General features: G+C 69.9%; 27 protein-coding genes. 16 read left to right on the top strand and 11 right to left on the bottom strand.

What is annotated here, in order from left to right; genetic code table 11:
* Positions 1-42 precede the first annotated feature (42 nt).
* Positions 43-339 carry a hypothetical protein gene (locus tag MUY14_RS32635; RefSeq protein WP_086858088.1) on the top strand — a complete coding sequence of 99 codons (297 nt, stop codon included), beginning with the start codon at positions 43-45 and terminating at the stop codon, positions 337-339.
* Between the two features lie 33 nt (positions 340-372).
* On the opposite strand, the gene MUY14_RS32630 is transcribed toward MUY14_RS32635, so the two are convergent.
* The 3 genes from MUY14_RS32630 to MUY14_RS32620 form a co-directional block, all read right to left on the bottom strand.
* Positions 373-921: a permease gene (locus MUY14_RS32630; protein WP_247014862.1), complete on the bottom strand. Its 549-nt coding sequence runs from the start codon at positions 919-921 to the stop codon at positions 373-375.
* A 79-nt stretch (positions 922-1,000) separates the two neighbouring features.
* Entirely contained in the window at positions 1,001-1,582 is a 582-nt protein-coding gene (locus MUY14_RS32625) for a TetR/AcrR family transcriptional regulator (RefSeq protein WP_247014860.1), read from the bottom strand.
* A 749-nt stretch (positions 1,583-2,331) separates the two neighbouring features.
* Positions 2,332-3,069 carry an MBL fold metallo-hydrolase gene (locus MUY14_RS32620; RefSeq protein WP_247014858.1) on the bottom strand — a complete coding sequence of 246 codons (738 nt, stop codon included), beginning with the start codon at positions 3,067-3,069 and terminating at the stop codon, positions 2,332-2,334.
* Between the two features lie 91 nt (positions 3,070-3,160).
* Between MUY14_RS32620 and MUY14_RS32615 the strand changes: the two genes are divergently transcribed.
* Positions 3,161-3,988, top strand: coding sequence for an exodeoxyribonuclease III (locus MUY14_RS32615; protein ID WP_247014856.1), 828 nt, complete (start codon positions 3,161-3,163; stop codon positions 3,986-3,988).
* Positions 3,989-4,048: 60 nt separating this feature from the next.
* Here MUY14_RS32615 and MUY14_RS32610 read toward each other — a convergent pair whose 3' ends face one another.
* Positions 4,049-4,777, bottom strand: a complete 729-nt coding sequence (locus MUY14_RS32610; RefSeq protein ID WP_247014854.1) for a chitinase — start codon at positions 4,775-4,777, stop codon at positions 4,049-4,051.
* A 454-nt stretch (positions 4,778-5,231) separates the two neighbouring features.
* Between MUY14_RS32610 and MUY14_RS32605 the strand changes: the two genes are divergently transcribed.
* From MUY14_RS32605 to MUY14_RS32580, 6 genes are all read left to right on the top strand, one after another.
* Positions 5,232-5,585 carry a hypothetical protein gene (locus tag MUY14_RS32605; protein WP_247014852.1) on the top strand — a complete coding sequence of 118 codons (354 nt, stop codon included), beginning with the start codon at positions 5,232-5,234 and terminating at the stop codon, positions 5,583-5,585.
* Positions 5,586-6,144: 559 nt separating this feature from the next.
* Positions 6,145-7,179, top strand: a complete 1,035-nt coding sequence (gene trpS / locus MUY14_RS32600; RefSeq protein ID WP_247014850.1) for a tryptophan--tRNA ligase — start codon at positions 6,145-6,147, stop codon at positions 7,177-7,179.
* The gene (locus MUY14_RS47365) at positions 7,176-7,427 is read left to right on the top strand and encodes an AAA family ATPase (RefSeq protein WP_247014848.1); all 252 of its coding nucleotides are present in this window, start codon (positions 7,176-7,178) and stop codon (positions 7,425-7,427) included. Before trpS ends, MUY14_RS47365 begins: the two co-directional genes overlap by 4 nt.
* A 45-nt stretch (positions 7,428-7,472) precedes the next feature.
* Positions 7,473-8,483, top strand: coding sequence for an inner membrane protein YhjD (gene yhjD, locus MUY14_RS32590; protein ID WP_247014846.1), 1,011 nt, complete (start codon positions 7,473-7,475; stop codon positions 8,481-8,483).
* 56 nt (positions 8,484-8,539) lie between these two features.
* Positions 8,540-9,646 carry an acyl-CoA dehydrogenase family protein gene (locus tag MUY14_RS32585; RefSeq protein WP_247014844.1) on the top strand — a complete coding sequence of 369 codons (1,107 nt, stop codon included), beginning with the start codon at positions 8,540-8,542 and terminating at the stop codon, positions 9,644-9,646.
* Complete coding sequence (locus MUY14_RS32580) at positions 9,643-10,080, top strand: helix-turn-helix domain-containing protein (RefSeq protein ID WP_247014842.1); 438 nt, start codon at positions 9,643-9,645, stop codon at positions 10,078-10,080. The genes MUY14_RS32585 and MUY14_RS32580 overlap by 4 nt, the downstream gene beginning before the upstream one ends.
* Here the strand turns inward: MUY14_RS32580 and MUY14_RS32575 are convergent.
* Positions 10,077-11,324: a D-alanyl-D-alanine carboxypeptidase family protein gene (locus tag MUY14_RS32575; RefSeq protein ID WP_247014840.1), complete on the bottom strand. Its 1,248-nt coding sequence runs from the start codon at positions 11,322-11,324 to the stop codon at positions 10,077-10,079. The genes MUY14_RS32580 and MUY14_RS32575 overlap by 4 nt on opposite strands.
* A 43-nt stretch (positions 11,325-11,367) precedes the next feature.
* On the opposite strand from MUY14_RS32575, the gene MUY14_RS32570 reads away from it, so the two are divergent.
* Positions 11,368-11,601, top strand: coding sequence for an SCO4848 family membrane protein (locus MUY14_RS32570; protein ID WP_247014837.1), 234 nt, complete (start codon positions 11,368-11,370; stop codon positions 11,599-11,601).
* Positions 11,602-11,664: 63 nt separating this feature from the next.
* Complete coding sequence (locus MUY14_RS32565; RefSeq protein ID WP_247014835.1) at positions 11,665-13,065, top strand: S8 family serine peptidase; 1,401 nt, start codon at positions 11,665-11,667, stop codon at positions 13,063-13,065.
* 65 nt (positions 13,066-13,130) lie between these two features.
* On the opposite strand, the gene MUY14_RS32560 is transcribed toward MUY14_RS32565, so the two are convergent.
* The 5 genes from MUY14_RS32560 to sdhC form a co-directional block, all read right to left on the bottom strand.
* Positions 13,131-14,099 carry a hypothetical protein gene (locus tag MUY14_RS32560; RefSeq protein ID WP_247014833.1) on the bottom strand — a complete coding sequence of 323 codons (969 nt, stop codon included), beginning with the start codon at positions 14,097-14,099 and terminating at the stop codon, positions 13,131-13,133.
* A gap of 166 nt (positions 14,100-14,265) precedes the next feature.
* Entirely contained in the window at positions 14,266-15,036 is a 771-nt protein-coding gene (locus MUY14_RS32555; RefSeq protein ID WP_247014831.1) for a succinate dehydrogenase iron-sulfur subunit, read from the bottom strand.
* Positions 15,036-16,790 carry a succinate dehydrogenase flavoprotein subunit gene (gene sdhA / locus MUY14_RS32550; protein ID WP_247014829.1) on the bottom strand — a complete coding sequence of 585 codons (1,755 nt, stop codon included), beginning with the start codon at positions 16,788-16,790 and terminating at the stop codon, positions 15,036-15,038. Before sdhA ends, MUY14_RS32555 begins: the two co-directional genes overlap by 1 nt.
* 19 nt (positions 16,791-16,809) lie before the next feature.
* Positions 16,810-17,223, bottom strand: coding sequence for a succinate dehydrogenase hydrophobic membrane anchor subunit (locus tag MUY14_RS32545; protein WP_247014827.1), 414 nt, complete (start codon positions 17,221-17,223; stop codon positions 16,810-16,812).
* A gap of 1 nt (position 17,224) precedes the next feature.
* On the bottom strand, positions 17,225-17,668 hold the full coding sequence (gene sdhC / locus MUY14_RS32540; protein WP_247014825.1) for a succinate dehydrogenase, cytochrome b556 subunit: 444 nt from the start codon (positions 17,666-17,668) through the stop codon (positions 17,225-17,227).
* Between the two features lie 669 nt (positions 17,669-18,337).
* Between sdhC and MUY14_RS32535 the strand changes: the two genes are divergently transcribed.
* From MUY14_RS32535 to MUY14_RS32510, 6 genes are all read left to right on the top strand, one after another.
* Positions 18,338-19,480, top strand: a complete 1,143-nt coding sequence (locus MUY14_RS32535; protein ID WP_247014823.1) for a BMP family protein — start codon at positions 18,338-18,340, stop codon at positions 19,478-19,480.
* An 80-nt stretch (positions 19,481-19,560) separates the two neighbouring features.
* The gene (locus tag MUY14_RS32530; protein WP_247014821.1) at positions 19,561-21,132 is read left to right on the top strand and encodes an ABC transporter ATP-binding protein; all 1,572 of its coding nucleotides are present in this window, start codon (positions 19,561-19,563) and stop codon (positions 21,130-21,132) included.
* Positions 21,129-22,220 carry an ABC transporter permease gene (locus MUY14_RS32525; protein WP_247014819.1) on the top strand — a complete coding sequence of 364 codons (1,092 nt, stop codon included), beginning with the start codon at positions 21,129-21,131 and terminating at the stop codon, positions 22,218-22,220. The genes MUY14_RS32530 and MUY14_RS32525 overlap by 4 nt, the downstream gene beginning before the upstream one ends.
* Entirely contained in the window at positions 22,220-23,497 is a 1,278-nt protein-coding gene (locus MUY14_RS32520) for an ABC transporter permease (protein WP_247014817.1), read from the top strand. The genes MUY14_RS32525 and MUY14_RS32520 overlap by 1 nt, the downstream gene beginning before the upstream one ends.
* Positions 23,497-23,889 carry a cytidine deaminase gene (locus MUY14_RS32515; protein ID WP_247014815.1) on the top strand — a complete coding sequence of 131 codons (393 nt, stop codon included), beginning with the start codon at positions 23,497-23,499 and terminating at the stop codon, positions 23,887-23,889. Before MUY14_RS32520 ends, MUY14_RS32515 begins: the two co-directional genes overlap by 1 nt.
* On the top strand, positions 23,886-25,169 hold the full coding sequence (locus tag MUY14_RS32510) for a thymidine phosphorylase (RefSeq protein ID WP_247014813.1): 1,284 nt from the start codon (positions 23,886-23,888) through the stop codon (positions 25,167-25,169). Before MUY14_RS32515 ends, MUY14_RS32510 begins: the two co-directional genes overlap by 4 nt.
* A 180-nt stretch (positions 25,170-25,349) precedes the next feature.
* Here MUY14_RS32510 and MUY14_RS32505 read toward each other — a convergent pair whose 3' ends face one another.
* Positions 25,350-26,477, bottom strand: coding sequence for a PA containing protein (locus MUY14_RS32505; protein ID WP_247014811.1), 1,128 nt, complete (start codon positions 26,475-26,477; stop codon positions 25,350-25,352).
* Positions 26,478-26,688: the final 211 nt, after the last annotated feature.

The following is a 26,688-nucleotide window of genomic DNA, read 5'->3' as shown; positions in this document are numbered from 1 at the left end:
CCTACCCTTGGCGGAGGACGGGGTTCTCGGTTGGAGGAAGGCATGTCGAAGAAGACTCTGATCATCTTGGGCGCCATCGTCCTGGTCATCGTCGTGTACGCCATGAACACGGGGAAGCAGGCTTCGGGTGCTTCGGCCACCGGCTGCAAGGTGACCGTGACCGCGGACGTCCTGAACGCCCGCGAGACGGCGGACGGCAACGCCAAGATCGTCGGCAAATATCTGCGCGACGCGCAGTTCGACGCCCTGCCGGGCGTGCAGAACGGCTTCCGCAAGGTGGCCGACGACAAGTGGGTGGCGGCCGCCTTCACCCAGCCCGTCGAGGGCTCCACCTGCTGATCCCCCGGACTTGAGCCGTCCGGGCTCGAACTGTCAGACGCCGAGCAGGTCGGCCGCGAGGGTGGCGACACCGAACACCGCGGCCGACAGGCCCAGCGTGCGAGCGCGCTTCGGATCGCGCTTCGCGGCGGCGCGCCAGTAGAGGCCGATGCCGATCGCGAGCATCAGCAGCTCGACGACGGCCGAGACGGCGGGCAGCCGCCAGAGCCCGAAGCCGAACGTGGGCAGGTCACCGGCATTGCCGGGCAGGATCGGCAGGTCGGCGCGGTGCACGACGAGGTCGAGCACCCAGTGCGAGAACACGACGCCGGCGAGGACCAGCCCGGCTTCGCGGCCCAGCCACTTGCCCGCGACCGCGCCGAAGAGAGCGGCGAGCACGAGCGCGCCGACGAGGGAGTGCGTGTAGTCGGCGTGGATGACGCCGCCGCCGTAGCCCGCGCCGTCGACCGTCTCGATGCCGCTCAGGTAGAGCGGCGCGAAGACGACGTCGAGCCAGGCGGTGGCGAGCATGAGCGTCCAGACGGGGATCGCCGGCCGCCCGGCCTTGACGGCGGCGGCCAGCCCGAAGTGCCCGGCGATCATCTGCGGGCCTCCGTCCACGGGAAGCGGGCGTCGAGCACGCCCAGCCCGACGGTGAAGAAGAGCACGGCGAGGATGAAGGTCATTTCCTGTCCTGTTCTGCGTAGTTCGCGAGGCCCTGGACGAGCATTTCCTTGAGCACTTCGAAGCTCTCGCCGATGTCTTCCGGCCGCCCGAACCCCCCGGAGGCTTCCAGCCCGGCGAACCCGTGCACGGCGGCGCGGATGCAGCGCGTGGCGTGCACGGCCCGGTCGTGGTCGAAGCCGAACGGGCGGAGCACGGCGAAAGCGACTTCGGCGACGGCGTGGGTCGCGGTGCTGAGTTCGACGTCGGCCGCGTCCGGCGCGGTGACGAGCGCTTGGGTGCGCATGGGGTGTTTCCGCAGGTAGTCGCGGTAGGCGTCGGCCAACGCGGCAACGGCTTCCCCGCCTTCGCGCCCGGTCGCGGCGCTGCGGAGGGCGTCGGCCATTTCCTTGACGACGCGGAGGTCGATCAGCCGCCGCAGGTCGGCGAGGCTCTTGACGTGCTTGTAGAGCGAGGGCGCGGCGACGTTGGCGCGTTCGGCGACCTTGGCGAGGGTGAGCGAGTCGGGACCGGTTTCGTCGACGACGGTGAGGGCGAGGGTGACCACGGCTTCGGTGGTCAGGCCGGCTCTAGGGGACATTGTGGCTATCCTGCATAGCTTTAAAGCTAAGACTCGTAGCTTGAGGCGTCAAGGCCCCGTTTTTGTCGGTGGTGGGTGCTAGAACTGATCAGGTCGAAACGCGCAGGTGGCGGGCTTGTCCGCCGGAGAGGAGGAACGCCCGGGGACGGGCGACAACTGAATGCGGCACGAGCCGGAAGTGACGTCCGCGGGGTCTCCAGGGGGAGTTCCGCGGGCAGCGGAAGCCGGCCGACGGTGTCGGGTGCTGGCGCGGCGCGGGTGGGATCGAGCGTGGGGAACGTGCTTCGACGGGGGTCGGAGCACGATCGCGAGGTCCTCCTGGGTGACTGGTGCCTTGGTGCGGGGACTCGACGTGAGCGGCTGGGGTGTCGGTGTCGAGCCAAGGGCGGGTCAGAGGCGTGCGCGAGGTGCGCGTTCGCGTCTGGCGGCTCGCTCCGGTCTCGGCTCGGGCGTCTGCGGCGGCGTGGGCGAGGTGCGGGTCAGAGGGTGTTCGCGAGGTGCGCGTCCGCGTCTGGCGGCTCGCTCCGGTCTCGGCTCGGGCGTCTGCGGCGGCGTGGGCGAGGTGCGGGTCAGAGGGTGTTCGCGAGGTCCGCGTCCGCGTCTGGCAGTTCGCTCCGGTCTCGGCTCGGGCGTCTGCGGCGGCGTGGGCGAGGTGCGGGTCAGAGTGCGATCGCGAGGTCCGCGTCCGCTTCTGGCAGCTCGCCCGGGACTCGGCTCGGGCGTCTGCGGCGGCGTGGGCGAGGTGCGGGTCAGAGCGCGATCGCGAGGTCTTCCTCCGCGACCAGCACCTCACCACCGAACTCGGCCCGGGCCTCCTCGGCCGCGGCGGCGCGATCGGTACCGGGCCAGAAGTGGGTCAGCAGCAACCGCCGGGCCCCCGCTTCCTCCGCCCAGTACCCCGCTTCGGTGGCGGTCATCAGATAGCGAGGCTCCCCCTCCGCCGGTGGGGTGCGGAGGGTGGCGTCGCAGATGACCAGGTCCGCGTCCCGGCCGAGCTCGGCCAGCACCGGCGAAGGCCCCGTGTCCCCGGTGTAGGCCACGGTGAGCCCGGGCGCGCTGAGCCGCACGCCGAAGTTCGGCAGGTAGTGCGGCAGCGGGTACGACGTGAGCCGGAACGGCCCGACCTCGGCCGGCGCGCCGAGATCGTGCACGGCGAACAGCTCCGCCGGGTGCGGCCGCGGCTCCATCGCCTCGAGCCGCCGGACGGTGCCGGGCGTGCAGTGCAGCGGCAGCCGCTCGCCGGGCGGTCCGGTGTAGTGCCAGGCCCGTCCGAGCGCGCTCACGTCGGCGCAGTGGTCGGGGTGCTCGTGCGTCACGACGACGGCGTCCGGCAGCCGGTCGCCGCAGTGCGCGAACAGGCGTGAGGCGGCGCCGTACCCGAGGTCGAGCACGACGCGGAAACCGTTGTGCGAGAGCAGGAATCCGGCGCACGCCCGGCCGGGCTCCGGCCACGCACCGCAACTGCCGAGCACGGTCAACTGGCTCATGCGCGGCAGTCTCGCAGAGCGCGTGCGCCGGCGCGGAGCGGTTTTCGCCGACCGGCCCCGCCGGCCTGGACGCGGGCGCCCGGCCGGTAGCGTGCAGGACGTGCTGACCGTCTCCACCGTGAACGTCAACGGCCTGCGTGCCGCCGCCAAGAAGGGCTTCGTCGAGTGGCTCGCCGCCACGAAGGCCGACGTCGTCTGCTGCCAGGAGGTGCGCGCCACCGCGGATCAGCTGCCCGCGTCGGTCGTCGAGCCCGAAGGGTGGTTCGCGGCGCACGCGCCGTCGGCCGCCAAGGGGCGCAACGGCGTCGCCGTGTACAGCCGCGTCGAGCCCGACGAGGTGCGCGTCGGCTTCGGGGAGCCCGAGTTCGAGGACAGCGGGCGCTACCTCGAGGTCCACCTGCCCGGCGTCGTCGTCGCGAGCCTGTACCTGCCCAGCGGGGACGTCGGCACCGAACGCCAGGACGAAAAGGAGCGCTTCATGGCGGCGTTCCTGCCCTACCTCGTCGAGCTGCGCGCGAAGGCCGCCGCGGCCGGGCGCGAGGTCGTGGTCGTCGGCGACTGGAACATCGCCTACGACAACGCCGACCTCAAGAACTGGCGCGGCAACCGCAAGAACTCCGGCTTCCTGCCCGAGGAACGCGAATGGCTCGGCCGGGTCTACACCGAGGCGGGCTACACCGATGTCCAGCGCCGGCTCGACCCCGAAGGCCCCGGCCCCTACACCTGGTGGTCCTACCGCGGCCAGGCCTTCGACAACGACTCCGGCTGGCGCATCGACTGCCAGCTCGCGACGCCGGGCCTCGCCGAGAAGGTCGTCGACGTCGTGGTCGAACGCGCGGCCGCGTACGACCAGCGCTGGTCCGACCACGCGCCGGTCACCGCGACCTACGACGTCGACTTCCCGGCCTGGAACGGTTAGCCCGGCGCGAAAAGGGCCTCCCCGGCGCGAACCGGGAAGGCCCTTCTCGCCGCGCCCGGCTCAGCAGGAAAGGTTGCTCCCGGCCGGGACCCCGAGGATCCCGGTGATCTGCGTGTACTTGTCGATCCGGCTCTGCACCTGGGCGGGGTTGCCGCCGTTGCACTCGATCGAGCCGTTGATGCTGCGGATCGTTTCGCCGAACCCGCGCTGGTTGACCATCGCGTCGTGCGGCGTCATCGTGCCCGGCCCGGTCTGGGTGTTCCAGTACCAGAGGCCGGTCTTCCAGGCGACGGCCGAGTTCTGCTCGACCTGGTACGGGTTGCCGAGCAGGTCGATGCCGAGCGCGTCGCCGGCGGCCTTGTAGTTGAAGTTCCAGCTGAGCTGGATCGGGCCGCGGCCGTAGTAGGCGGCCTGGCCGGCCGGGCAGCCGTAGGGCTGGCTCGCGTCGCAGTAGTGCGGGTAGTTCGCGGTGTTCTGCTCGACGATGTAGACGAGCCCGCCGGTCTCGTGGTTGACGTTCGCCAGGAACGCCGCCGCTTCCTGCTTCTTGACCGTGTCGTCGCCGGTGTTGGCGAAGCCGGGGTAGGCCGACAGCGCGTCGGTCAGGCCGCTGTAGGAGTAGAAGCTGTTGCGGTCGGGGAAGATCTGGTTGAACTGGGCCTCGCTGACGACGAACGAGGCGTCCGCCGCGGCGGACGCGCTGGTGGCCGGCAGCACGACGGCGGCGGCCGCCGCGGCGAGCGCGCTCACCGCCACTCCGGTGCGCTTCAAGAACCGTGCAATCGACATCCGGGACTCCTCTTGATCACGCCGGTCGTGCGCGGTCCGACCGAGCCGAATGGGCTACTCCAAGAGGTATAGACCAATCACTATTGAGTGAAAAGTTTTCCGATTAAGACGACGCGATCGGACCAGCGAGCGCTGCGGCGAATGGCACAGCGTGAGCCGATATTGCGACGACCGGGTGACAGCTGAGCGGACACTGATCGGTCAAGCTCTACTTTGAGTACGAGCGTTCTGTCTTCCGCAACACCCACTTGGGTGGTTGGCGTGAACCGCAGGGGTGCCCGGACCGTGTTCCTGGTTGGGCGCTACTCTCGGCCCCCGAGCCGATCGGGCCGCCAGGTCTTGACACGCTCGGTAGCTTTTTGACCAGCAGCACGCAGCGTCTCACTCGTATGGGTGAGCGTTTCGCTCGTCAATCGCGGGAGGCACTCCGGTGCGCAACCCAGGTCATCTCCTGTTGCGGTCCACGCTGCGCGGCTTCCGCGCGGCCGCGGTGGTCGCGCTGATCCCGGCCACCCTGCTCGTCGCAGGCGGCGGCAGCGCGTTCGCCGACGTCACGACGACCGCACAGGCCGAAACGACCGCGGAGAGCTTCGGCGTACTCGGCCCGGTGGGCCTGGTCGCGGTCGCACTCGGCATCGTGGGCATGACCTTGGGCGTGCTGCGCCAGCGCCGCAAGAACCGAGTCGCCGAAGCCGCCCCGGCGGCCCCCGAAGCCCCGGGCCCGGTCACGGCGATGGCGGAGGCCGTCCTCGGCGAGCCCGAGGCCACGCCGACCCGCCCGTTCCTCACCCAGCACCCGCACGCCTGACCCCGGCGCCGCACGCGCCCACCTGACTGCGGGAGTCGCCGCACACGCCGGCCGCACACGTCGGCGGATTCGCAGGCCGGAACTCGCGCATGTCCGTGTGGCAACTGGTCGAGCCCGCCCCTTTGAGCTGTCGAGGTCGCTCACCTGTCAAGCCATCCGGTGCCGCCTGGCCGCCGCGAGCCCGCTTGCCAGGGCCGCTGACCTGCCGAGCCGTTCGCTGCACCGCGGTCGAACCGTCCGCCGCGAGCCCGCTTGCCAGGGCCGCCGACCTGCCGAGCCGTTCACCATTCCGCGGTCGAACCGTCCGCCGCGCAAGCCGTCGTGAAGCCAGGTGCCTGCTTGCCGGGGCCGCCGACCTGCCGAGCCGTTCGTCGCCCGCGGTCGAACCGCCCGTCGCGCAAGCTGTCGTGAAGCCTGCTTGCCAGGGCCGCCGACCTGCCGAGCCATCCGTCGCCGTCGAGCCGCCTGTCCGCGGCGAACCCGGCCCGCCCCCACCCCGGACCCGCCCGCCGAGGGCCCTCGCCGCCTGCCGTTCGGCTCGGCCTGGAAGAATCCCGGTGTGTCCGAAGAGCAGACCGTCGCAGCCGCACGCCGTCCGCGGGTCCTGTCCGGGATCCAGCCGACCGCCGACTCGTTCCACCTCGGGAACTACCTCGGTGCCCTGCGCCAGTGGGTGCGGATGCAGGACACGCACGAGACGTTCTACTGCGTGGTCGACCTGCACGCGATCACCGTCGAGCAGGACCCGAAGGTGCTGCGGCAGCGCACCCGCGTCTCGGCCGCGCAGCTGCTCGCCATCGGCATCGACCCGCAGCACAGCGCCCTGTTCGTGCAGAGCCACGTGCCGGAGCACGCGCAGCTGAGCTGGGTCCTCGAATGCCAGACCGGCTTCGGCGAGGCCGGCCGGATGACGCAGTTCAAGGACAAGTCCGCCAAACAGGGCTCGGACCGCTCCAGCGTCGGCCTCTTCACCTACCCGATCCTGCAGGCCGCGGACATCCTGCTCTACCAGGCCGACGCCGTCCCGGTCGGCGAGGACCAGCGCCAGCACCTCGAGCTCACGCGCGACCTCGCGCAGCGCTTCAACAACCGCCTCGGCAAGACGTTCGTCGTGCCCGAACCGTTCATCATCAAGGACACGGCGAAGATCTACGACCTGCAGGATCCGACGAGCAAGATGAGCAAGTCGGCGTCCACCGCGAACGGCCTCGTCGAGCTGCTCGAGGACCCGAAGCGCTCGGCGAAGAAGATCCGCTCGGCGGTCACCGACACCGGCCGCGAGGTCAAGTTCGACGCCGAGAACAAGGCGGGCGTCTCGAACCTGCTGACCATCTACTCGGCGCTCACCGAGCGGCCGATCGCCGACCTCGAAGCCGCCTACGAAGGCAAGGGGTACGGCGACCTGAAGAAGGACCTCGGCGAGGCGTTCGTCGAGTGGGTCACGCCGATCCAGGACCGCGTGAAGTCCTATTTGGACGACGTCGCGGAGCTGGACAAGGTCCTCGCCGCCGGCGCCGAGCGCGCCCGCGAGGTGGCGTCGAAGACGCTGGCCAAGACCTACCAGCGGATCGGTTTCCTCCCGCCGGTGCGGTGAAGCTGATCCTGCTCAACGGCCCGCCGGGGAGCGGCAAGTCGACGCTCGCCCGGCGCTACGCCGACGACCACCCGCCCACCCCGCCCCTGGACGTCGACCGGTCCGAGCAACGCTCGGCGCCCACCGACAATCCAGGCTTTCGCGGCGCTGCGCGGGGCCGGTTGTCCACAACCCCCGCGGGATGTGGACAACCGGCGGCCAGGAGGCGCCGCGGGTGCCCGTCGAGCCTGCTCGCCTCCCTCACCTGAGCCGCTCGCGTTGCAGGAGTCACCGGGCGTGGTTAGCGTTTTACAGTGCCGAACGAAGAGAAGGAAAAGCTCCTGCCGCGCCTGCGCAGGAAATACCCGTGGCTCGATCACCTGATCCGCGCCAACGAAGCCTTCACCGAGCGGTACGGCAACCACTACGCCGCCGCGATCACCTACTTCAGCGTGCTGTCGGTCATCCCGTTGCTGATGGTCGCCTTCGCGGTGGTCGGTCTGGTCGTCAACAACGACCCGGCGATCATCAAGCAGATCTCCGACAGCATCAACAACTCCGTGCCCGAAGGCCTGCGCAGCCTGGTCAAGGGCATCGTGGACGCCGCGCTCAAGTCCGGTGGCGGGGTCGGGATCTTCGGTCTGCTCATCGCGCTCTACTCCGGCATCGGCTGGATGGCGAACCTGCGTGACGCGCTCACCGCGCAGTGGGGTCAGGAGAAGAAGCCGCAGCCGTTCGTCAAGCAGACCGGCAAGGACCTCGTCGCGCTGGTCGGGCTCGGTGTGGCGCTGGTCGTTTCGTTCGCGCTGACCGCGGTCGGCGGCGGGGTCGGGCAGTTCCTGCTCGAGCTCGTCGGGCTCGAGCAGCAGACCTGGGCGATCGTCCTGCTCCGCGGCGCGACCATCGTGCTCGGCCTGGCCGCCAACACCCTCGTCTTCCTCTGGGTGATCGCCCGGCTGCCCCGCGAACGCGTCGCCCTGCGCAGTGCCGTGAAGGGTGCCGCCTTCGCCGCCGTCGGGTTCGTCATCCTGCAGCAGGCCGCCACCGTCTACCTCGCCAGCGTCACGAAGTCGCCGGCGTTCGCGCTGTTCGGGCCGGTCATCGGCCTGCTGGTGTTCGCGAACCTCGTCTCCCGCTTCCTGCTGCTCGTGACGGCGTGGACGGCGACGGCGACGGAGAACCAGCGCAAGGTCGTCGAGCCCCCGCCGCCGGTGCGGCTCGAACAGAGCGTCACCGTGCAGCGCGGGCCGGGGCTCGGCGCCGTCGCGGGTGCGTTCGGGGCCGGCGCGCTGCTCGCGTGGTTCGGGGGCCGTCGCAAGCCTTGACAGCGAGCAGGGCGGTAAAGAAACTGAACCGGTAAGAAATCCGAACCGGAGGTTTCGTGCTGGACGCCGCCCGCGAGTGCGCCGCGCTCGCCAAAACGCTCGCGCCGGTCACCGAACGGCAGCGTTCGCTGCCCGCCGAGCTCGTCGCGAAGCTGACCGACGCCCAGCTCCTGCGCAGCGGCGTCCCCGGCTACCTCGGCGGGCCCGAAGCGCCGCCCGCCGTCAGCCTCGAGACCGCGGAGACGGTCGCGCGCGGGGACGCGTCGGCAGGCTGGTGCGTCTCGATCGCCGTGACGAGCAGCCTGCTCTCGGCCTACGCCCCGCGAAAGTGCGCCGAAGAGGTCTTCGGCGACCCGCGCACCGTCGCCGCCGGCGTCTGGGCGCCGCGCGGCACCGGTGAGCGGGTCGACGGCGGGTACGTCGTGTCCGGCCGGTGGGCGTTCTGCAGCGGGATCCCGCACTGCGACTGGCTTTTCGCGGGATTCGTCCACGAAGGACAGCTCTACGTCGCCGCGCTGCCGAAGGCCGGGATCACCGTCCTCGACACCTGGCACACCAACGGCCTGCGCGGCACGGGCAGCCACGACTGCGTCGCCGACGCGCTGTTCGTCCCGGAGCACCGCGTCTTCTCGGTCATGGGTGGGCCGCCGCCGGAAGCCGTTGCGCTGCAACGGTTCCCGCTCTTCGGCTTCTTCGCGCTGTCCGTCGCCGCGGCCGCGCTCGGCAACGCGCGCGGCGCCATCGACGACCTCGTCGAGCTGGCCGCCACCCGGAAACCACTCGGCTCCAGCCGGTCGCTGGCCGAGCGGTCGCAGACCCAGGCCGCCGTCGCGGAGGCCGAAGCCGCCCTGCGCGCCGCGCGGCTGTTCTTCTACGCCAGCATCGACGACGCCTGGCAGGCCGCGCAGGGCACCGAACCGGTGCCGGACGCGCTCAAGCTGGGCCTCCGGCTCGCCGCCACGCACGTCACGCGCACGGCCGCGAAGGTCGCCGAAAGCATGTACGACCTCGGTGGTGGCGCCGCGATCTACGAGACTTCGCCACTGCAGCGCCGGTTCCGCGACGCCCACACCGCCACCGCCCACTTCCAGGTCAACCCGGCCAGCTTCGAGCTGCCGGGCAAGCTGCTGCTCGGCGTCCCGGCCCGCACGGAGCAGCTGTGACCGACCTCGGCCACCGGTTCACCGCGGATTCCGTCGGGCGCGCGCTCGACCTCGTCGGCGAGCGGTGGAGCCTGCTCATCCTGCGGGAGGCGTTCTTCGGGGTGCGCCGCTACGGCGAGTTCGCGCGCACGCTGTCGATCCCGCGCCCGACGCTGTCCGCCCGCCTGAAGACCCTCGTCGACGCGGGCGTGCTCGACCGCGTCGACCCGGTGCCCGAATACCGGCTGACCCCGGCCGGACGCGACCTGTTCGGCGCCGTCGTCACGCTCATGCAGTGGGGCGACCGGCACCTCGCCGGGCCGGCGGGGCCGCCGATCCTGTTGCGGCACCACGACTGCGGCGAGATCGCCGAGACGTTCGTGGCCTGCGGGCACTGCGGTGGCGCGATCACGACCGACAAGGTGACCCCGGAGCCCGGGCCCGGGTTCCGCTAGTTCGCGGCCTTCTTGCGCCGGTGCCCGACGACGAACCCGCCGACGATGATCAGGAACACGAGCAGCGTGATGATCCACCCGGTGACGCCGAACGGGTCTTCCTTGGCGCCGGCGGCCGTGGCGGACGTCCCGCTGTTACCGGTGTCACCGTCGGCCAGCACCGACGGGTCGGTCCCGGGCGCGCTGGTCGCGGGCGCCTGGTAGCTGATCTGGCCGACCGGCTCGGCGCGGTCGTCCTCCAGCGCGAAGCCGTAGTCGAGCAGCTTCCCGGCCTGGTCGACCACCTTCGTCGGCTTCTGCTCGGCGCGCAGCATCACGACCGCGAGCCGCTTGCCCTTGCGCTGCGCGGAGCCGACGTAGGTGTGGCGGGCGTCGTCGGTGAAGCCGGTCTTGCCGCCGAGGAAGCCGGGGTAGACGCCGAGCAGCTTGTTGTCGTTGAAGATGGGGATCGCGGGCTTGCCGCCGGCCGGCGGGATCTCGAAGTTCTTCGTCGCGACGACCTTCGCGAACTCGGGCTGCTTCATCGCGTAGTGGAAGATCAGGCTGAGGTCGTAGGCCGAGGTCGACATGCCCGGCCCGTCGAGGCCCGACGGCGTCGCGGCCCGCGTGTCCAGCGCGCCGATCCGGGCCGCCAGCGCGTTCATCTTCGCCACCGCGGAGTCCGGCCCGCCGAGCGCCGTCGCCAAGGCGTGCGCGACGTCGTTGCCCGAGTGCATCAGGAGGCCGTGGAGCAGCTGGTCGACCGTGTACTGGCCGCCGGCGGCCAGCCCGACGCAGGTGCACTCCTGCTCGGCGTCCTCCTTCGTCGCGACCAAAACCTGCTGCGGCGTCAGCTGCGTGACGACGACGAGCGCGAGCAGCGTCTTGATGAGCGACGCCGGCCGCTGCCGGGAGTGCGGGTCCTTCGCCGCGACGACGGCGCCGGTGTCGAGGTCCTGCACCAGCCAGGACGCCGCGGTGTTGCCGTCCGGCGGGTTGAGCGCGCCGTCCGGGGTGATCAGGCCGCACTCGGCCATCCGCGGGCCGCCGACCGGGGCGGCGGGCACGGCCAGCGGCGCCGGGGCCTGCTTGCCGGGCGCGGGTTTCTCCGACGTGTCGACCGGCGGCGGGGGAGCGAGGTGGTTGGCGCACTGGCCCTGCTGCTGCGGCGCGGCGCCCGCGGCGACGGGGGTGCCCAGGGCCAGGAGGGCGGCGGCGAGCGTCGTCGTGAAGACCTTGAGCGACCGGGAGACAGCGGAGTGCACCCACGCAATCTAGCGCCGTTGCCGTCGGCGCATACTCAGGGGCATGCGCCTTTCCCGACGAACCTCGCTGTTCCTGCTGGCCTTCGGCGTGTGGTCGTGGATCATCTGGATCACGTTCGCCAAGAACCTGTGGGAAAGCGACCGGGCGTGGGCCGCGGACGGCTCGCCGACCGCGTACTTCGTCGTGCACGCGGTGCTGACCGTCGTCTCGTTCGTGCTGGGCACGATCATCGGGGTGCTGGGCTGGCGCGGGGTGCGCACCCGCACCGCCTCCTGACTTTGGTCGGTGGCGCGCTCTCCGGGGCCGGTTTAGGTTGACGCCACTGACTCTGGAGGTGGAATGTCCCGTTTACGCCGAATAGCGGCCCCGCTCGTGCTGGCCGTCGGGGGCGGCCTGTTCGCCGCGGCGCCGGCCGCGGAGGCCACGCCGGTCACCTGTGACACGACGAGCACGCCGTACACCTACGTGGTGACGTACCAGCCGGGCACGCGCGCATCGGCCGTCGACAAGGAACTGGCGGCCAAGTGCGGCACGAAGGTCGCGTACTACGCCGAGATCGGCGTCGCGATCGCCAGCTCGCGCAACGCGGACTTCCAGCAGAAGATCGGCGTCTACCGGGCCTACTCGGGTGGCAAGGACGTGGCCTCTCAGGGTGCGACGGCGTCCGCCCGTTCGCTGGGCGCGGTGCGGACTCTGGAGGACACGCGGTCGACGGCCGCCGCGGGTGACCTGTCGGCGCAGCAGTGGGACATGAAGGCGATCCACGCGCCCGAGGCCAACAAGATCAACCAGGGCAGCCGCTCGGTGACGGTCGGCGTGCTCGACTCGGGCATCGACGCGACCCACCCGGCGCTGAAGGCGGCCGTCTCGGCTTCTTCGTCGGCCGGCTGCATCACGGGCGCGCCGGACCTCACGCCGGCGTCGTGGGCACCGACGACGTCCGACCACGGAACGCACGTGGCGGGCACGATCGCGGGCAAGGACCCGGCGGCGGGCTTCACGGGCATCGCCCCGGGCGTCCGGCTGGCCTCGGTGAAGGTCGTCAACGACGACGGCTACATCTTCCCGGAGTCGGCGGTCTGCGGCTTCGTGTGGGCGGCCAAGCACGGCTTCCAGGTGACGAACAACAGCTACTACATCGACCCGGGCATGTTCTTCTGCTCCCGCGAGCCGGGCGACGCGGCCGCGTACGAGGCGGTGCGCCGCGCGATCGAGTTCTCGACCCACCACGGAGTCCTCAACGTGTCGGCGGCGGGCAACTCGGGCTTCGACACGACGAAGCAGACAACGGACCCGAACCGCCCGCACCCGGTGGACTCGTCCTGCGGCATCCTGCCGAAGGCGATCGACGGCGTGGTGACGGTGTCGTCGGTGGGTTACGCGGGCACGAAGTCGTCGTTCAGCAACTACGGCGAGATCGACGTGACGGCCCCGGGCGGCGACTTCGTCCAGGCCCCACCGGCCGGCGAAGGCCCAGCCTGCCCCCTGTCGACAACGGTGTTCGGCGGCCAGTACGGCTCGAAGTGCGGCACGTCGATGGCGTCCCCGCACGCGGCGGGCGTCGCGGCATTGCTGGCCTCGAAGTTCCGCGGCCTTCCCCCGCAGCTGCTGGCCCGCATCCTCACGGGCGAGGCGGACGTGGTGAAGTGCGCGTCAACGGAGACGGAGTGCACGGGCCCGGCGAAGAACAACTCGTACTACGGCCACGGCCTGGTCAACGCCCTGGACGCGGTCAGGTAGGAGTTTCGGTCATGAGGGGCACCCTCATGGACTTAAAGTCCATGAGGGTGCCCCTCATGGCGTTGTCACGCGGCTTCTTCTTCCACCAAGTAGACCGGGGGACGCGAGCGTGCAGCGGCTGCGGCGTATGCGGATTCGAGCTCATGCAACACCTCTTCGGGGGCGTCTCTGATCTGAGTGGGGAGCGTCTGGACGACCTTGATCCCAGCGGCTGCGTAGCGGTTGTTCCGGCGGAGGGTCCGGGCGTAGTCATGGCGCGTGTAGTGGAATTCGAACGAATCGATTTCCCAAGCGAGCGCGACTTCGTCCCACCACGCGTCCGGGCGCCCGACGAAACCACTGGCCGTCCGCACGCCTGTGTTCCAATGGGTTGGCTCGGTCGTAAGCCGGGCTGACAGCTTCTTGGCGTGGATCTCGGCCACCGAGCGGAGGTCCGTCCACTCCTTCAGCAACCGGCGCGGGATCGCGGTGCCGCGTTTTGTTCCCACATCGAGTTCGCTCGTCAGCTCCGCAGGCAGACAGCGGCCATGCTGGATGGCTTCCACCAGCAGGTGGCTGATCGGTTCCTCGGCACGGATCCGCCGGACCGCGTCGGTCGTCGCGCGCACCAGAGGAGCAAGGGGGAGCCCGCGCCGGATCCAGGCGCCGGGAAGCCGTCTGGTGCGCTCGGCGACAACGTATTCGGAGCTCAATACCCTGCGTTCGTGCGGGATCAGAAGGTGGATGTCTTGAGCGGGAAACTCGTCCGGTACGCGAAGGTCGTACCAGCGACATGCGTCTGCGCCGGTGATCATAGCCCCGGGGCCGCCGTAGAGGAGGGCTGCCAGGGCTCGCTGGCGGCGGGTTACGCCGCCGTTGTGCAGGAGGATGATCCCGGGTAGTAGCCGTTGCCAGGGACCTCCGGGCAGGCACTTCCGGTAGATCGTCCGCGGGTCCATGCCGAGCGATTGCAAGTCGCGCGCCGTGATCACGCCTTCTCGGCTCCGGTGCGTCAGCAGTTCGGGATGCTGTTCCCACTTCCCGCGTCTGGGCATGGATTCATGGTGATCGGTTGCGAGTCCCGGGCACCAGGTCGTTCTACCGAACTGTGGACAACTCTCACCGTTGTCCACAGGCCCGCAAAAGCCATGAGGGGCACCCTCATGGCCTTAAAGACCATGGGGGTGCCCCTCATGACAAACGAACTGGGCGGAGCGGAGGTCAGACGCGCTTGAACAGCAGTGCGCGCTTCACTTCCTGGATCGCCTTCGTCACCTGGATCCCTCGGGGGCAGGCGTCCGTGCAGTTGAACGTCGTCCGGCAGCGCCAGACGCCCTCGCCGTCGTTGAGGATGTCCAGCCGCTCCTCGGCTCCCTCGTCGCGGGAGTCGAAGATGAACCGGTGGGCGTTCACGATCGCCGCCGGGCCGAAATAGGACCCGTCGTTCCAGTACACCGGGCACGACGAGGTGCAGCACGCGCAAAGGATGCACTTGGTCGTGTCGTCGAACCGGTCCCGGTCCGCCTGCGACTGGATGCGCTCCCGCGTCGGCTCGTTGCCGTACGTGATCAGGTACGGCTTGATCGCCCGGTACGCCTCGAAGAACGGGTCCATGTCGACGTACAGGTCCTTCAACGTCGTCAGGCCCTTGATCGGGGCGATCGTGATCGTGGTCGGCTTGCCCGACGCCGACAGCAGGTCCTTCATCAGGACCTTGCACGCCAGGCGGTTGATGCCGTTGATCTGCATCGCGTCCGAGCCGCACACGCCGTGGGCGCACGAGCGGCGGAACGAGAACGTGCCGTCGATGTAGTCCTTGACGTAGAACAGCAGGTTCAGCAGGCGGTCGGTGCGCTGCGCCGGGACGTCGTAGGACTCCCAGTGCGGCTCCGTGTCGACCTCCGGGTTGAACCGCAGGATCTTCAGCGTGACGGTGATCGGCGTGTGCTCGTCCGAAGCAGCGGGAGCATCCTCAGTGGTTGCCGCAGTCATCAGTACTTCCGCTCCATCGGCTCGTAGCGGGTGAAGGTGACCGGCTTGTAGTCGAGCCGGATGTCGGACGCCAGGCCGGTGCCCTGCTTGTAGGCCATCGTGTGGCGCATGAAGTTCGTGTCGTCGCGGGTCGGGTAGTCCTCGCGGGCGTGGCCGCCGCGGGACTCCTTGCGCGCGATCGCGCCGACGACCAGGACCTCGGCCAGCTCCAGCAGGAAGCCCAGCTCGACGGCCTCGAGGAGGTCGGTGTTGTAGCGCTTGCCCTTGTCCGACACGGTGATCCGCTGGTAGCGGGCCTTCAGCGCCTGGATGTCGGTCAGCGCCTGCTTCAGCGTGTCCTCGGTCCGGTACACCGACGCGTGCGAGTCCATCGTCTGCTGCATTTCCTTGCGGATGTCGGCGACGCGCTCGTCGCCGTGCTCCGACAGCAGGCCCGCGAGCTGCTCCTCGACCAGGGCCGTCGGGTCCGCGGGCAGCTCGACGTGCTCGTGCGCCAGCGCGTACTCCGCGGCGGCGATGCCGGCGCGGCGGCCGAACACGTTGATGTCCAGCAGCGAGTTCGTGCCCAGGCGGTTCGAGCCGTGCACGGACACGCAGGCGACCTCGCCCGCGGCGTAGAGACCCGGGATGACGTTCTCGTTGTCCCGCAGCGCTTCGCCGTGGATGTTGGTCGGGATGCCGCCCATGACGTAGTGGCACGTCGGGAACACCGGCACCGGCTCCTTCACCGGGTCGACGCCCAGGTAGGTCCGGGAGAACTCCATGATGTCCGGGAGCTTCGCGTTCAGCGTCTCCTCGGGGATGTGCGTGACGTCCAGGACGACGTAGTCCTTGTTCGGCCCGCACCCCCGGCCCTGCAGCACTTCCTGCACCATCGAGCGGGCCACGATGTCGCGCGGCGCGAGGTCCTTGATGGTGGGGGCGTAGCGCTCCATGAACCGCTCGCCGGACGCGTTGCGCAGGATCCCGCCCTCGCCGCGGACGGCTTCGGAAATCAGGATGCCCAGGCCCGCGAGGCCGGTCGGGTGGAACTGGAAGAACTCCATGTCCTCCAGCGGCAGGCCCTTGCGGAAGATGATGCCGAGGCCGTCACCGGTGAGGGTGTGCGCGTTCGACGTCGTCTTGAAGATCTTGCCCGCGCCACCGGTCGCCATCACGATCGACTTGGCCTGGAAGACGTGCAGCTCGCCGGTGGCCAGCTCGTAGGCGACGACGCCGGAGGCGACCGGGTTGCCGTTTTCGTCCGGGCTGGTCACGAGGTCGAGCACGTAGAACTCGTTGAAGAACTCGGTGCCGTACTTGACGCAGTTCTGGTAGAGCGTCTGCAGGATCATGTGACCGGTGCGGTCGGCGGCGTAGCAGGCGCGGCGGACCGCGGCCTTGCCGTGGTCACGCGTGTGCCCGCCGAAGCGGCGCTGGTCGATCTTGCCCTCGGGCGTGCGGTTGAAGGGCAGGCCCATCTTCTCGAGGTCGAGGACCGCGTCGATGGCCTCCTTCGCCATGATCTCGGCGGCGTCCTGGTCGACCAGGTAGTCGCCGCCCTTGATCGTGTCGAAGGTGTGCCACTCCCAGTTGTCCTCTTCGACGTTCGCCAGCGCGGCGCACATGCCGCCCTGGGCCGCGCCGGTGTGGGACCGGGTCGGGTAGAGCTTGGTGAGGACCGCGGTGCGCGCGCGCTGGCCGGACTCGATGGCCGCGCGCATCCCGGCGCCGCCGGCGCCGACGATCACCACGTCGTACTTGTGGAACTGCATGGTGGGGGGTCTCCGGGTGTCAGTTCGCGGGCATGTTCGGGTCGAAGGTGAAGATCACCATCGTGCCGACGGCCAGGATCAGCACCATCGAGACGTACAGCACGATCTTCAGCCAGAACCGCGTGCTGTCCTTGCGCGCGTAGTCGTCGATGATGGTGCGCAGGCCGTTGCCGCCGTGGATCTCGGCGAGCCAGAGCATGGCCAGGTCCCAGAACTGCCAGAACGGCGAAGCCCAGCGGCCGGCGACGAAGCCCCAGTTGATCCGGTGCACACCGCCGTCGAGGATGTTCATGATCAGCAGGTGGCCGAGCACCAGGATGATCAGCGCGAGGCCGGAGATCCGCATGAACAGCCAGCTGTAGAGCTCGAAGTTGCTCCGGCGGGCGGCGGGACGCTTCGGCGCGCGGGGGTTCGCGAGGGCGAGGTCGGCCATGTCAGTTACCCCCGAAGAGCGTTTCGACGGTGCGCTTCAGCATGAAGAAGGCACCGGGGACCATCACCACGACCCAGACCACGCCGATCACCCACAGCATCGCCTTCTGCAGCTTCGGGCCCTTCGACCAGAAGTCGACCAGCATGACGCGGATGCCGTTCAGCGCGTGGAAGAGGACCGCGCCGACCAGGCCGACCTCGAGGAGGTTGACGATCGGGGTCTTGTAGGTCTCGATGACCTGGTCGTAGGTGTTCGGCGACACGCGCACCAGCGCGGTGTCGAGCACGTGCACGAACAGGAAGAAGAATGTGAGCACGCCGGTGATGCGGTGCAGCACCCAGGACCACATGCCGGGGTCGCCCCGGTAGAAGGTTCCCTGCCGGCGTGAGGCACCCGCCCGATCGCTCGCCCCTGCCGAGGTGGCAGTGCTCGCCGTGGTGGACATCGGTGAACGGCCTCCAACGTCTGACTATGTGCCCGGGTGACCGGTGAGGTCCGCACTGATCGTCGTCGTCCACCTGGGACGACTACGGCGGCAATGCCGAGATCAAGGGTCATCGAGCGTGGATGAAAAGGATGCTAGACCCGACCCGGACGGACGGCTCACCTCCGGGTTCCTCTCTGTGATGGACCAGACACCTGGGCGCACACCGGTTGTGGGCGTCGTCACAGCGCGGGTGGTCCACTGTGGACGCACCGCGCCGGTCCGGCCCCGGCTTGCCCGTCCGGCTGACACCTGATCGAGTGGTGACCGCCCGATCCGGCACTGGAACGATTCGGACCAGCAGTGGATCCGGGTTCGTCTCACAGAGTGATCGGGGTGGTCCACTCCTCGGTCGGCCTGGCACACTGGGTGACAGCAAACGGCAATTCGGCCGTCCCGCGGTGCGGGGTTTCGGCCGAAAGAAGCGCCCTGTGAGCCTTTTGATCACGGTGGGTGCTCGCCCGGTCGCGCGTGCGACTCGTGAGTAAACGTTTGTGTTACGTAGCGTGCCTTTCCTATGGCGCTTTCCTGTCCGCCGGGTACGGTCTGGCGGTCGACCCGGCAGTAGGGCCGGGTCGTGCCCTTGACCATCCGCTGGATCAGCGGGGAGGGAGAAACACGTTGCGTCGCATGCGTGGAACCGCGCTGGCCGCTGCGGCCATGGCCGGGGTGCTCGCCCTGGCCGGGTGCGCCAAGGACTCCAGCGGTGGTAGCAGCTCGAACAACACCGCGGCCTCTTCGGGCGGTTCCGACTGCGTCACCGCGCAGAAGCCGCCCGCGGCGCCCGCCGCCGCCAGCAGCTCGACCGCGGCCGGCGGCAAGGTCGACGGCAGCGCGCTGAAGATCGGCCTGGCCTTCGACGTCGGCGGCCGGGGTGACGCGTCCTTCAACGACGCCGCCGCCGCGGGCACCGACAAGGCGAAGGCCGAGCTCGGCGTGACCACGGTCAACGAGAGCACCGCGTCCGCCAGCGAGGCCGAGTCGGCCAAGCAGCAGCGCCTCGACCAGATGGCCGCCTCGGGCATGAACCCGATCGTGGCGGTCGGCTTCGCGTACGCGCCGTCGGTGAAGGTCGTCGCGGCCAAGTACCCGAACACCAAGTTCGCGATCGTCGACGACGACTCGATCACGCTCCCGAACGTGACGCCGCTGGTCTTCGCCGAGGAGCAGGGCTCGTTCCTGGCCGGCGTCGCCGCCGCGTACAAGAGCAAGAGCTGCCACGTCGGCTTCGTCGGCGGTGTCAACACCCCGCTGATCCAGAAGTTCGAGGCCGGCTTCCTGCAGGGCGCGAAGACGGTTTCGTCCAAGATCAAGATCGAGGACGACTACCTGACCCCGGCCGGTGACTTCTCCGGGTTCCAGGACCCGGCGAAGGGCAACGTCAAGGCCGCGGCCGAGATCGCCAAGGGCGCGGACGTGATCTACCATGCCGCCGGCGCCTCCGGGAAGGGCGTGTTCGACGCCGCCAAGGCGGGCAACGCGCTGGCCATCGGCGTCGACTCCGACCAGTACAACCAGAAGACCGTCGCCGCCGACAAGGACGTCATCATCACGTCCATGCTCAAGCGCGTCGACGTCGCCGTCTTCGACTACGTCCAGGCGCTCGCCAAGGGCGACCTGACGACCCTGCCGAAGCGGTTCGACCTCAAGGTCGATGGCGTCGGCTACGCCACCTCCGGTGGCAAGGTCGACGACATCAAGGACGTTCTGGACGGCTACAAGGCCCAGATCATCTCGGGTGCCATCACCGTCTCGGACAAGCCGCAGAAGTAACTGACAACGCGTCGGGGCTCGGAGGAACTTTTCCTCCGGGCCCCTCACGCGTTTGGACGAGATATGGAATTCTCCCGCCCATGAGCACTGCCGAGGCCCCGGCCGAAGCCGTCCCCGACCGGGGCGCCCCCGCCGTCCAGCTGACCGGGATCACCAAGCGCTTTCCCGGCGTGGTGGCCAACTCCGACGTCAACCTCACCGTCACCGCCGGCGAGGTGCACGCCATCTGTGGCGAGAACGGCGCCGGCAAGTCCACCCTGATGAAGATCCTCTACGGCATGCAGCCGCCGGACGAGGGCACCATCGCGATCAACGGCGACGAGGTGAAGCTGCGCAACCCGCAGGACGCCATCCGGGCCGGCATCGGCATGGTGCACCAGCACTTCATGCTCGCCGACAACCTCACCGTCGGCGAGAACGTCTTCCTCGGCGCCGAGGGCCTGCACGGCATCGGCCGCGCCGCCCGCGCGCGGCTGGCCGAGCTCGCGGAGCGGACCGGCCTGCACGCCGAGCCGGACACGCTGCTGGAGGAGCTCGGCGTCGCCGACCGCCAGCGCGTCGAGATCGTCAAGGTGCTCTACCGCGGGGCGAAGATCATCATCCTGGACGAGCCGACCGCGGTGCTGGTGCCGCAGGAGGTCGACGCGCTGTTCGCGACCGTCCGGGAGATGAAGGCCGACGGCTACACGTTCCTCTTCATCTCGCACAAGCTCGACGAGGTGCGCGCGATCGCCGACACCGTCACGGTGATCCGGCGCGGCACCACGGTCGGCACCGCCGACCCGAAGACCATCACCTCCCGCGAGCTCGCGGAGATGATGGTCGGGTCCGAGCTGCCCAGCCCGGAGACCCGCGAGTCCACGGTCACCGACCGGGACGTGCTGCGGCTGACCGGGCTGACGCTCGGTGCCGAGGGCTCCGACCGCAACGCGCTCGACGACGTCACCTTCACCGTGCACGCGGGCGAGGTGCTCGGCATCGCCGGCGTCGAGGGCAACGGGCAGACCGAGCTCGTCGAAACCATCATGGGCATGCGCAAGCCCTCCGGCGGCACGATCGAGCTGGTCGACGCCGACGGCAAAGCGCGCGACCTCACGAAGGCGGGCACGCTGGCGCGGCGCGAAGCCGGCATCGGCTACATCGCCGAAGACCGCACGCGGCACAGCCTGCTGCTCCAGCAACCGTTGTGGGTCAACCGGATCCTGGGTTACCAGACCCGCGAACCGGTCTCGAAAGGACAGTTGCTCGACATCGCCGGCGCCCGCGCCGACACCGAGCGGATCGTCCGCGACTACGACGTCCGCACGCCGGGCATCGACGTCCCGGCCGCCGCGCTCTCCGGCGGCAACCAGCAGAAGCTGATCGTCGGGCGCGAGCTGTCCGGCAACCCGGTGCTGCTGGTGGCTTCGCACCCGACGCGCGGTGTCGACGTCGGCGCGCAGGCGCTGATCTGGGAGCAGATCCGCCTGGCCCGCGCCGCCGGGCTCGCGGTGCTGCTGATCTCCGCCGACCTCGACGAGCTGATCGGCCTGTCGGACACGATCCGGGTCATGCTGCGCGGGCGCCTCGTCAGCGAGGCCGACCCCGCCACCGTGACCCCGCAGGAACTGGGCTCGGCGATGACCGGCGCCGGGGAGGGTGACGAAGGATGACGTCCTGGCGCACGAAACTGCTGCCACCGCTGCTGGCGATCGTCTTCGCCGTGCTGCTGTCGGCGATCGCGCTGATCATCTCCGGGGCCGACCCGCTCAACGCGTACGGCACGATGATCGGCCAGATGTTCAAGGGCTCCACCGCGGTCGACACGGTGAACCTGGCGACGGTCTACTACCTGTCCGGGCTCGCGGTGGCCATCGGCTTCCAGATGAACCTCTTCAACATCGGTGTCGAGGGCCAGTACCGGTTCGCCGCGGTCGTCGCGGCCATCGCCGGCGGTGCCCTCAAGCTCCCGCCGGTGCTCCACACGCTGGTCATCCTGATCGTGGCCGTCGTCGCCGGTGCGGCGTACGCGGCGATCCCGGCGATCCTCAAGGTCACCCGCGGGGTGAGCGAGGTGATCGCGACGATCATGCTCAACGCGATCGTCGGCGGGATCATCGCCTTCCTCATCAACGCCGACCAGTTCGGCGTGCAGACCGGCAACAACATCGGCACCCGCGTGATCGAGCCGTCCGGCCGGATCCCGGGCATCCCGCTCGGCTCGGGCACGCTGTTCGGGTTCGTCTTCATCGCCGCGCTGATCGGCGGCGCCTACTGGTTCATGCTCAACCGCACGCGGTTCGGCTTCGAGCTCAAGGCGTCCGGCGAATCCACCACCGCGGCCGCCGCGGGCGGCGTCAACGCCAAGAAGATGACGCTGATCGCGATGCTGCTCTCCGGCGGCGTCGCCGGCCTGGTCGCGATGCCGGAACTGCTCGGCCGCGACTTCAGCTACGGCATCACCTCGACCCAGATGTACGGCTTCACCGGCATCGCGGTCGCGCTGCTGGGCCGCAACCACCCCGGCGGCATCGCGCTCGGCGCGCTGCTGTGGGCGTTCCTCGACACCTCCGCGGTGTCGCTGGAGCAGATCAACGTGTCCAAGGAGATCGCGACGATCATGCAGGGCATCATCGTGCTGTCGGTCGTCGTGGCGTACGAGATCGTGCGGCGCGCCGACCTGGCCGCCGAGCAACGCCGGGTCGGCCGGGCACTCGCCGGCCGCAAGGGTTCCACGGTCGCCGAAGGGGGTGCGGTCTGATGGCCGTCACCGACATTTCCCGGCCCGACGCGGGCAGCCCCGGCACGATGCCGGTGCACCGCAAGCGGTCCCGGATCCCGGGCTGGCTGCGCGGGGTCATCTGGGCGGTCATCGCCATCGCCGTGCTCTCGACGGCGTCGTACTCCACCGGCGTTTCCGCGCTGACGTCGTCCAACACGGCGCAGACGGCGTTGCGCCTGGCCCTGCCGATCCTGCTCTGCGCGCTGGGCGGCCTCTGGGCCGAGCGCGCGGGCGTGGTCAACATCGGCCTCGAGGGCATGATGATCCTCGGCACGTGGGGTGCGGCCTGGGGCGCGTACTACGGCGGGGTGTGGGCCGGGCTGCTGGCCGCGCTCGTCTTCGGTGCGCTCGGCGGCCTGCTGCACGCGGTGGCGACGGTGACGTTCAACGTCAACCACATCGTCTCCGGCGTCGCGATCAACCTGCTCGGCCTCGGCGTCACGAAGTACCTGGCGAACCTGATCTTCGAGCCGCTGTCGGGCAACCCGCGGCAGTCGCCGGTGGTGCCGAAGTTCGACACCTACTCGGCGAGCGGCCTCTCGGACTGGCTCGGCGACCTGGAGAAGGAGCAGCGCGTCGGCATCTCCGACGTCGCCGGCATCCTGCGCGGCCTGGTCACCGAGGTGGCGCCGCTGACGATGATCGCGATCATCCTGGTACCGGTCAGCTTCTGGGTGCTCTGGAAGACCCGGTTCGGCCTGCGGCTGCGCTCGTGCGGCGAGAACCCGGTGGCCGCGGAGTCCCTCGGCGTCAACGTCTACCGGCACAAGTACATCGCGATGCTGATCTCCGGTGCCTTCGCCGGGATGGGCGGCGCGTCGCTGGTGCTGCTGCGCGGTGGCGCGGACTACCTCGAAAACCAGACCAACGGCCGCGGGTACATCGGCCTCGCGGCGATGATCTTCGGCAACTGGCGCCCGGGCGGCCTGCTCGGCGGCGCGGCGCTGTTCGGCTACGCGGACGGCCTGCAGCTCTCCGGCGGCGGCGAAGCGGTGCTCGCGCTGCTGTACGGCGCGGTCATCCTGGTCGGCGTGATCGTCGTCGTGCAGCTGTTCCGGCGGCAGTGGATCGCGGCCGGGCTCGGCGTCGTCGGCGCGGGCGTGCTGTACGCGATCTACTACGCCAACGACACGCTGCCGTCGGACCTGATCCCGTACACCGCGCACTTCGTGACGCTGATCGTGCTGGCGGTGGCTTCGCAGCGGCTGCGGCCGCCGAAGGCCGACGGCCAGCCGTACCGGCGGGGTGAGGACTGATGACGTCCACTGTGGACTGGGACGCGCTGCGTTCTCAGGCGATCGAAGCGGCTTCCCATGCGTACGCGCCTTATTCGGGCCTGCACGTCGGGGTCGCGGGGATCGTCGACGACGGCCGCGTGGTCACCGGGTGCAACGTCGAGAACGCGTCCTACGGGCTCGGGCTCTGCGCGGAGTGCACGATGGCCGGCCAGCTGCGGCTCTCCGGCGGCGGCCGGCTCGTGGCGGTCGCGTGCCGCAGCGGTGCCGGTGACCTGCTGATGCCGTGCGGGCGCTGCCGGCAGATCCTGTTCGAGCTCGGCGGGTCCACGTGCCTGGTGGACACGCCGAGCGGGATCCTGCCGATGTCCGACGTCCTGCCGGACGCCTTCGGCCCGGACGACCTGCCGTGAGCGCCTTCGCCGCGGTCGACGTCATCCGCACCAAGCGCGACGGCGGCCGGCTTTCGGACGAACAGATCGACTGGGTCGTCGACGCGTACACGCGCGGTCTCGTGGCCGAGGAGCAGATGTCCGCCTTGGCCATGGCGATCTTCCTGCGGGGCATGGACTCCGGGGAGATCTCGCGGTGGACCGGTGCGATGATCTCGTCGGGGGAGCGGCTCTCCCTGGACGTTTCCCGGCCGACGGTCGACAAGCACTCGACCGGCGGGGTCGGCGACAAGATCACGCTGCCGCTGGCGCCGCTCGTGGCCGCCTGCGGTGCGGCGGTGCCGCAGCTGTCCGGGCGCGGGCTCGGGCACACCGGCGGCACGCTCGACAAGCTCGAGTCGATCCCCGGCTGGCGGGCTTCGCTGACCACCGCGGAGATCGCGCGGCAGCTCGAAGACGTTGGCGCGGTGGTCTGCGCGGCGACGTCCGGGCTCGCGCCGGCGGACAAGAAGCTGTACGCGCTGCGGGACGTCACGTCGACGGTGGAGTCGATCCCGCTCATCGCCAGCTCGATCATGAGCAAGAAGATCGCGGAAGGCGCGTCCGGGCTGGTCCTGGACGTGAAGTTCGGGTCGGGCGCGTTCATGAAGACGCTTTCGCAGGCCCGGGAGCTGGCCTCGACGCTGACGTCGATCGGCGTCGACCACGGCGTGCCGACGACCGCGCTGCTGACCGACATGAACGTCCCGCTGGGGCGCGCGGTCGGGAACGCGGTCGAGGTCGCGGAGTCCGTCGACGTGCTCAAGGGCGGCGGCCCCGCGGACGTGGTTTCGCTGACGCTCGCCTTGGCCCGGGAGATGCTGGCGCTGGCGGGCATTTCCACGGACCCGGCCGCGGTGCTGGCGTCCGGCGAGGCGTACGAGGTCTGGTGCCGGATGATCGCCGCCCAGGGCGGCGACCCTTCGGCGCCGCTGCCGAAGCCGTCGCACGTCCACACGGTGGTCGCGCCGGCTTCGGGCGTGCTGGCTTCCCTGGACGCGTACGCGGTGGGCGTCGCGGCTTGGCGGCTGGGCGCGGGCCGGGCCCGCAAGGAGGATCCGGTCCAGGCGGCGGCGGGCGTGCTGTGCCTGGCCAAGCCCGGCGACGCGGTCACCGAGGGTGAGCCGCTGCTGGAACTGCACACGGACACCCCGGAAGCGGTCCCGGCGGCCTTGTCAGCGCTGGAAGGCTGCTTCGCGGTCGCGTCGGCCGCGTCCGCCCCGGAGCCGATCGTGCGGGAGACGATCCGCGGCACGGTGTGACGATCATCGCGAAGATGATCACCCACCCGAGTGACCCCCCCCAGCCCGCACTTTCACGTGAAAGTGCGGCCTCCAGGTGCGCACTTTCACGTGAAAGTGCGAGCTCGGAGTGGGTACTCCGGAACGTTGAAGAGGCCCCTGCCGGTGAACCGGCGGGGGCCTCTTCTCGTGGGGCTGGGGTTACTCCGTGGCTTCTTCGGCGCCTTCGCCCGTCTTGGCCTTGACGTCGGCCGGCTTCGGGGCGCGGCCGTTGCGGGAGGTGCGACGCGGCTGGCGCGGGGCCGGCGGCGGCGGAGCGATCTGCTGGACGGCCGGGCCGCCGCCGAGCATCAGTTCCGCGAACGTCGCCATCGCCTCGTCGAGCTGGCCGCCGATGCGGCGGACGCTCTCGTCGTTGCTCTTGCGGACCAGCGTGTCCACCGAGTCGGTGTCCGGCTGCTTGGACAGCGTGCCCTCGACCTTGGACAGCCCGGCCTTGAGCGCGCCGTCGAGGTCGCCGATGCCGGAGAGGAAGCCGTCCTCCACCTTGTCGAGGCGGCCGGCCAGGTCGTCGAGGCGGGTGGTGACCGTCTCGAGGCGGTTGCCCAGGTTCTCCAGGCGGTCCGAGGCGTCGATCATCTCGCCGGTCTCGGTCAGCGCCACCTTGAGCGCCTCGGTGTTCGCGTCGATCCGCTCGTGCGTGGTGCGGCCCAGCTCGCCGACGCGCTCCTGCGTGACGCGGCTGAGCTCGTCGACCTTGCCCCGCAGCTCGTGGTCGGAGCCGTCGACGCGCTCGCGCAGCGTGTGCTCGGCCTGCTCGATCCGCTCGCGGACCGGGCCGGTGACCGACTGCGGGATCGAGTCGAGCTTCGCGTCCTGCTTGTCCAGGTGGCCGCCCAGCTCGTCGAGCCGGCGGTGGATGTTCTGGAGCTTGTCTTCGAGCCCGTCCATCCGGCCGCCGACGCCTTCGAGGCGCGCCGCCATGCCGTCGAGCCTGCCGTCGAGCTGCGCGAACGGCTTGGCCAGCTTGTCGACGATGCTCTCCACCGCGCGGGTCAGCGCCGAGAGGGCGTTGTCCTGGGCCTCGAGCCGGGACATCGTCTCGTCGAGGCGCTCGGCCAGCACGCCGACCTCGGTGCGGTCGGGGAGCTCGGACAGCCGCTTGCGGACCGCGCCCAGCGAGTCCACCGGCGCGAGGCGGGCGTAGATGTCGTCGAGCGCGTCGAAGATCTGCTGCTGCTCGCTCTCACGCACTTCGGCCGCGCGCACCAGCATGTTGCGCATCCGGTCGAAGGACGGGGCCGCGGCAATGTGGTTGTCAGTGGTCACTGCTGTGTCCTTCGTCGGCGGGGAAATGGAGGGACGTGCCACGAAGCTTATCGATTGCAAAAATTGCTGTCTGTATGGCCCCCGTGAAGAGCCTATTGCGGAGGCTGCCCCCGGATGGCCGATTCGTTGCCCGATCCTCGACGCTCAGGGTTAGCCCGAGGCTGAGGGTTACGGCCATGTAGGGGAATGACAACGAGGTTACCGTTGGGGG

This window comes from Amycolatopsis sp. FBCC-B4732, from assembly GCF_023008405.1.
In the GTDB taxonomy this organism is placed as follows: domain Bacteria; phylum Actinomycetota; class Actinomycetes; order Mycobacteriales; family Pseudonocardiaceae; genus Amycolatopsis; species Amycolatopsis pretoriensis_A.
The sequence above is the reverse complement of the archived record's forward strand: the minus strand, read 5'-3'. Positions and strand labels throughout refer to the sequence as shown.

Excerpts from the sequence above, each read along its gene's own strand:
- MUY14_RS32635 (WP_086858088.1), top strand. The coding sequence starts at position 43 with ATGTCGAAGAAGACTCTGATCATCTTGGGCGCCATCGTCCTGGTCATC.
- MUY14_RS32630 (WP_247014862.1), bottom strand. The coding sequence starts at position 921 with ATGATCGCCGGGCACTTCGGGCTGGCCGCCGCCGTCAAGGCCGGGCGG.
- MUY14_RS32625 (WP_247014860.1), bottom strand. The coding sequence starts at position 1,582 with ATGTCCCCTAGAGCCGGCCTGACCACCGAAGCCGTGGTCACCCTCGCC.
- MUY14_RS32620 (WP_247014858.1), bottom strand. The coding sequence starts at position 3,069 with ATGAGCCAGTTGACCGTGCTCGGCAGTTGCGGTGCGTGGCCGGAGCCC.
- MUY14_RS32610 (WP_247014854.1), bottom strand. The coding sequence starts at position 4,777 with ATGTCGATTGCACGGTTCTTGAAGCGCACCGGAGTGGCGGTGAGCGCG.
- MUY14_RS32570 (WP_247014837.1), top strand. The coding sequence starts at position 11,368 with ATGCGCCTTTCCCGACGAACCTCGCTGTTCCTGCTGGCCTTCGGCGTG.
- MUY14_RS32565 (WP_247014835.1), top strand. The coding sequence starts at position 11,665 with ATGTCCCGTTTACGCCGAATAGCGGCCCCGCTCGTGCTGGCCGTCGGG.
- MUY14_RS32560 (WP_247014833.1), bottom strand. The coding sequence starts at position 14,099 with ATGCCCAGACGCGGGAAGTGGGAACAGCATCCCGAACTGCTGACGCAC.
- MUY14_RS32555 (WP_247014831.1), bottom strand. The coding sequence starts at position 15,036 with ATGACTGCGGCAACCACTGAGGATGCTCCCGCTGCTTCGGACGAGCAC.
- sdhA (WP_247014829.1), bottom strand. The coding sequence starts at position 16,790 with ATGCAGTTCCACAAGTACGACGTGGTGATCGTCGGCGCCGGCGGCGCC.
- MUY14_RS32545 (WP_247014827.1), bottom strand. The coding sequence starts at position 17,223 with ATGGCCGACCTCGCCCTCGCGAACCCCCGCGCGCCGAAGCGTCCCGCC.
- sdhC (WP_247014825.1), bottom strand. The coding sequence starts at position 17,668 with ATGTCCACCACGGCGAGCACTGCCACCTCGGCAGGGGCGAGCGATCGG.
- MUY14_RS32535 (WP_247014823.1), top strand. The coding sequence starts at position 18,338 with ATGCGTGGAACCGCGCTGGCCGCTGCGGCCATGGCCGGGGTGCTCGCC.
- MUY14_RS32530 (WP_247014821.1), top strand. The coding sequence starts at position 19,561 with ATGAGCACTGCCGAGGCCCCGGCCGAAGCCGTCCCCGACCGGGGCGCC.
- MUY14_RS32525 (WP_247014819.1), top strand. The coding sequence starts at position 21,129 with ATGACGTCCTGGCGCACGAAACTGCTGCCACCGCTGCTGGCGATCGTC.
- MUY14_RS32520 (WP_247014817.1), top strand. The coding sequence starts at position 22,220 with ATGGCCGTCACCGACATTTCCCGGCCCGACGCGGGCAGCCCCGGCACG.
- MUY14_RS32515 (WP_247014815.1), top strand. The coding sequence starts at position 23,497 with ATGACGTCCACTGTGGACTGGGACGCGCTGCGTTCTCAGGCGATCGAA.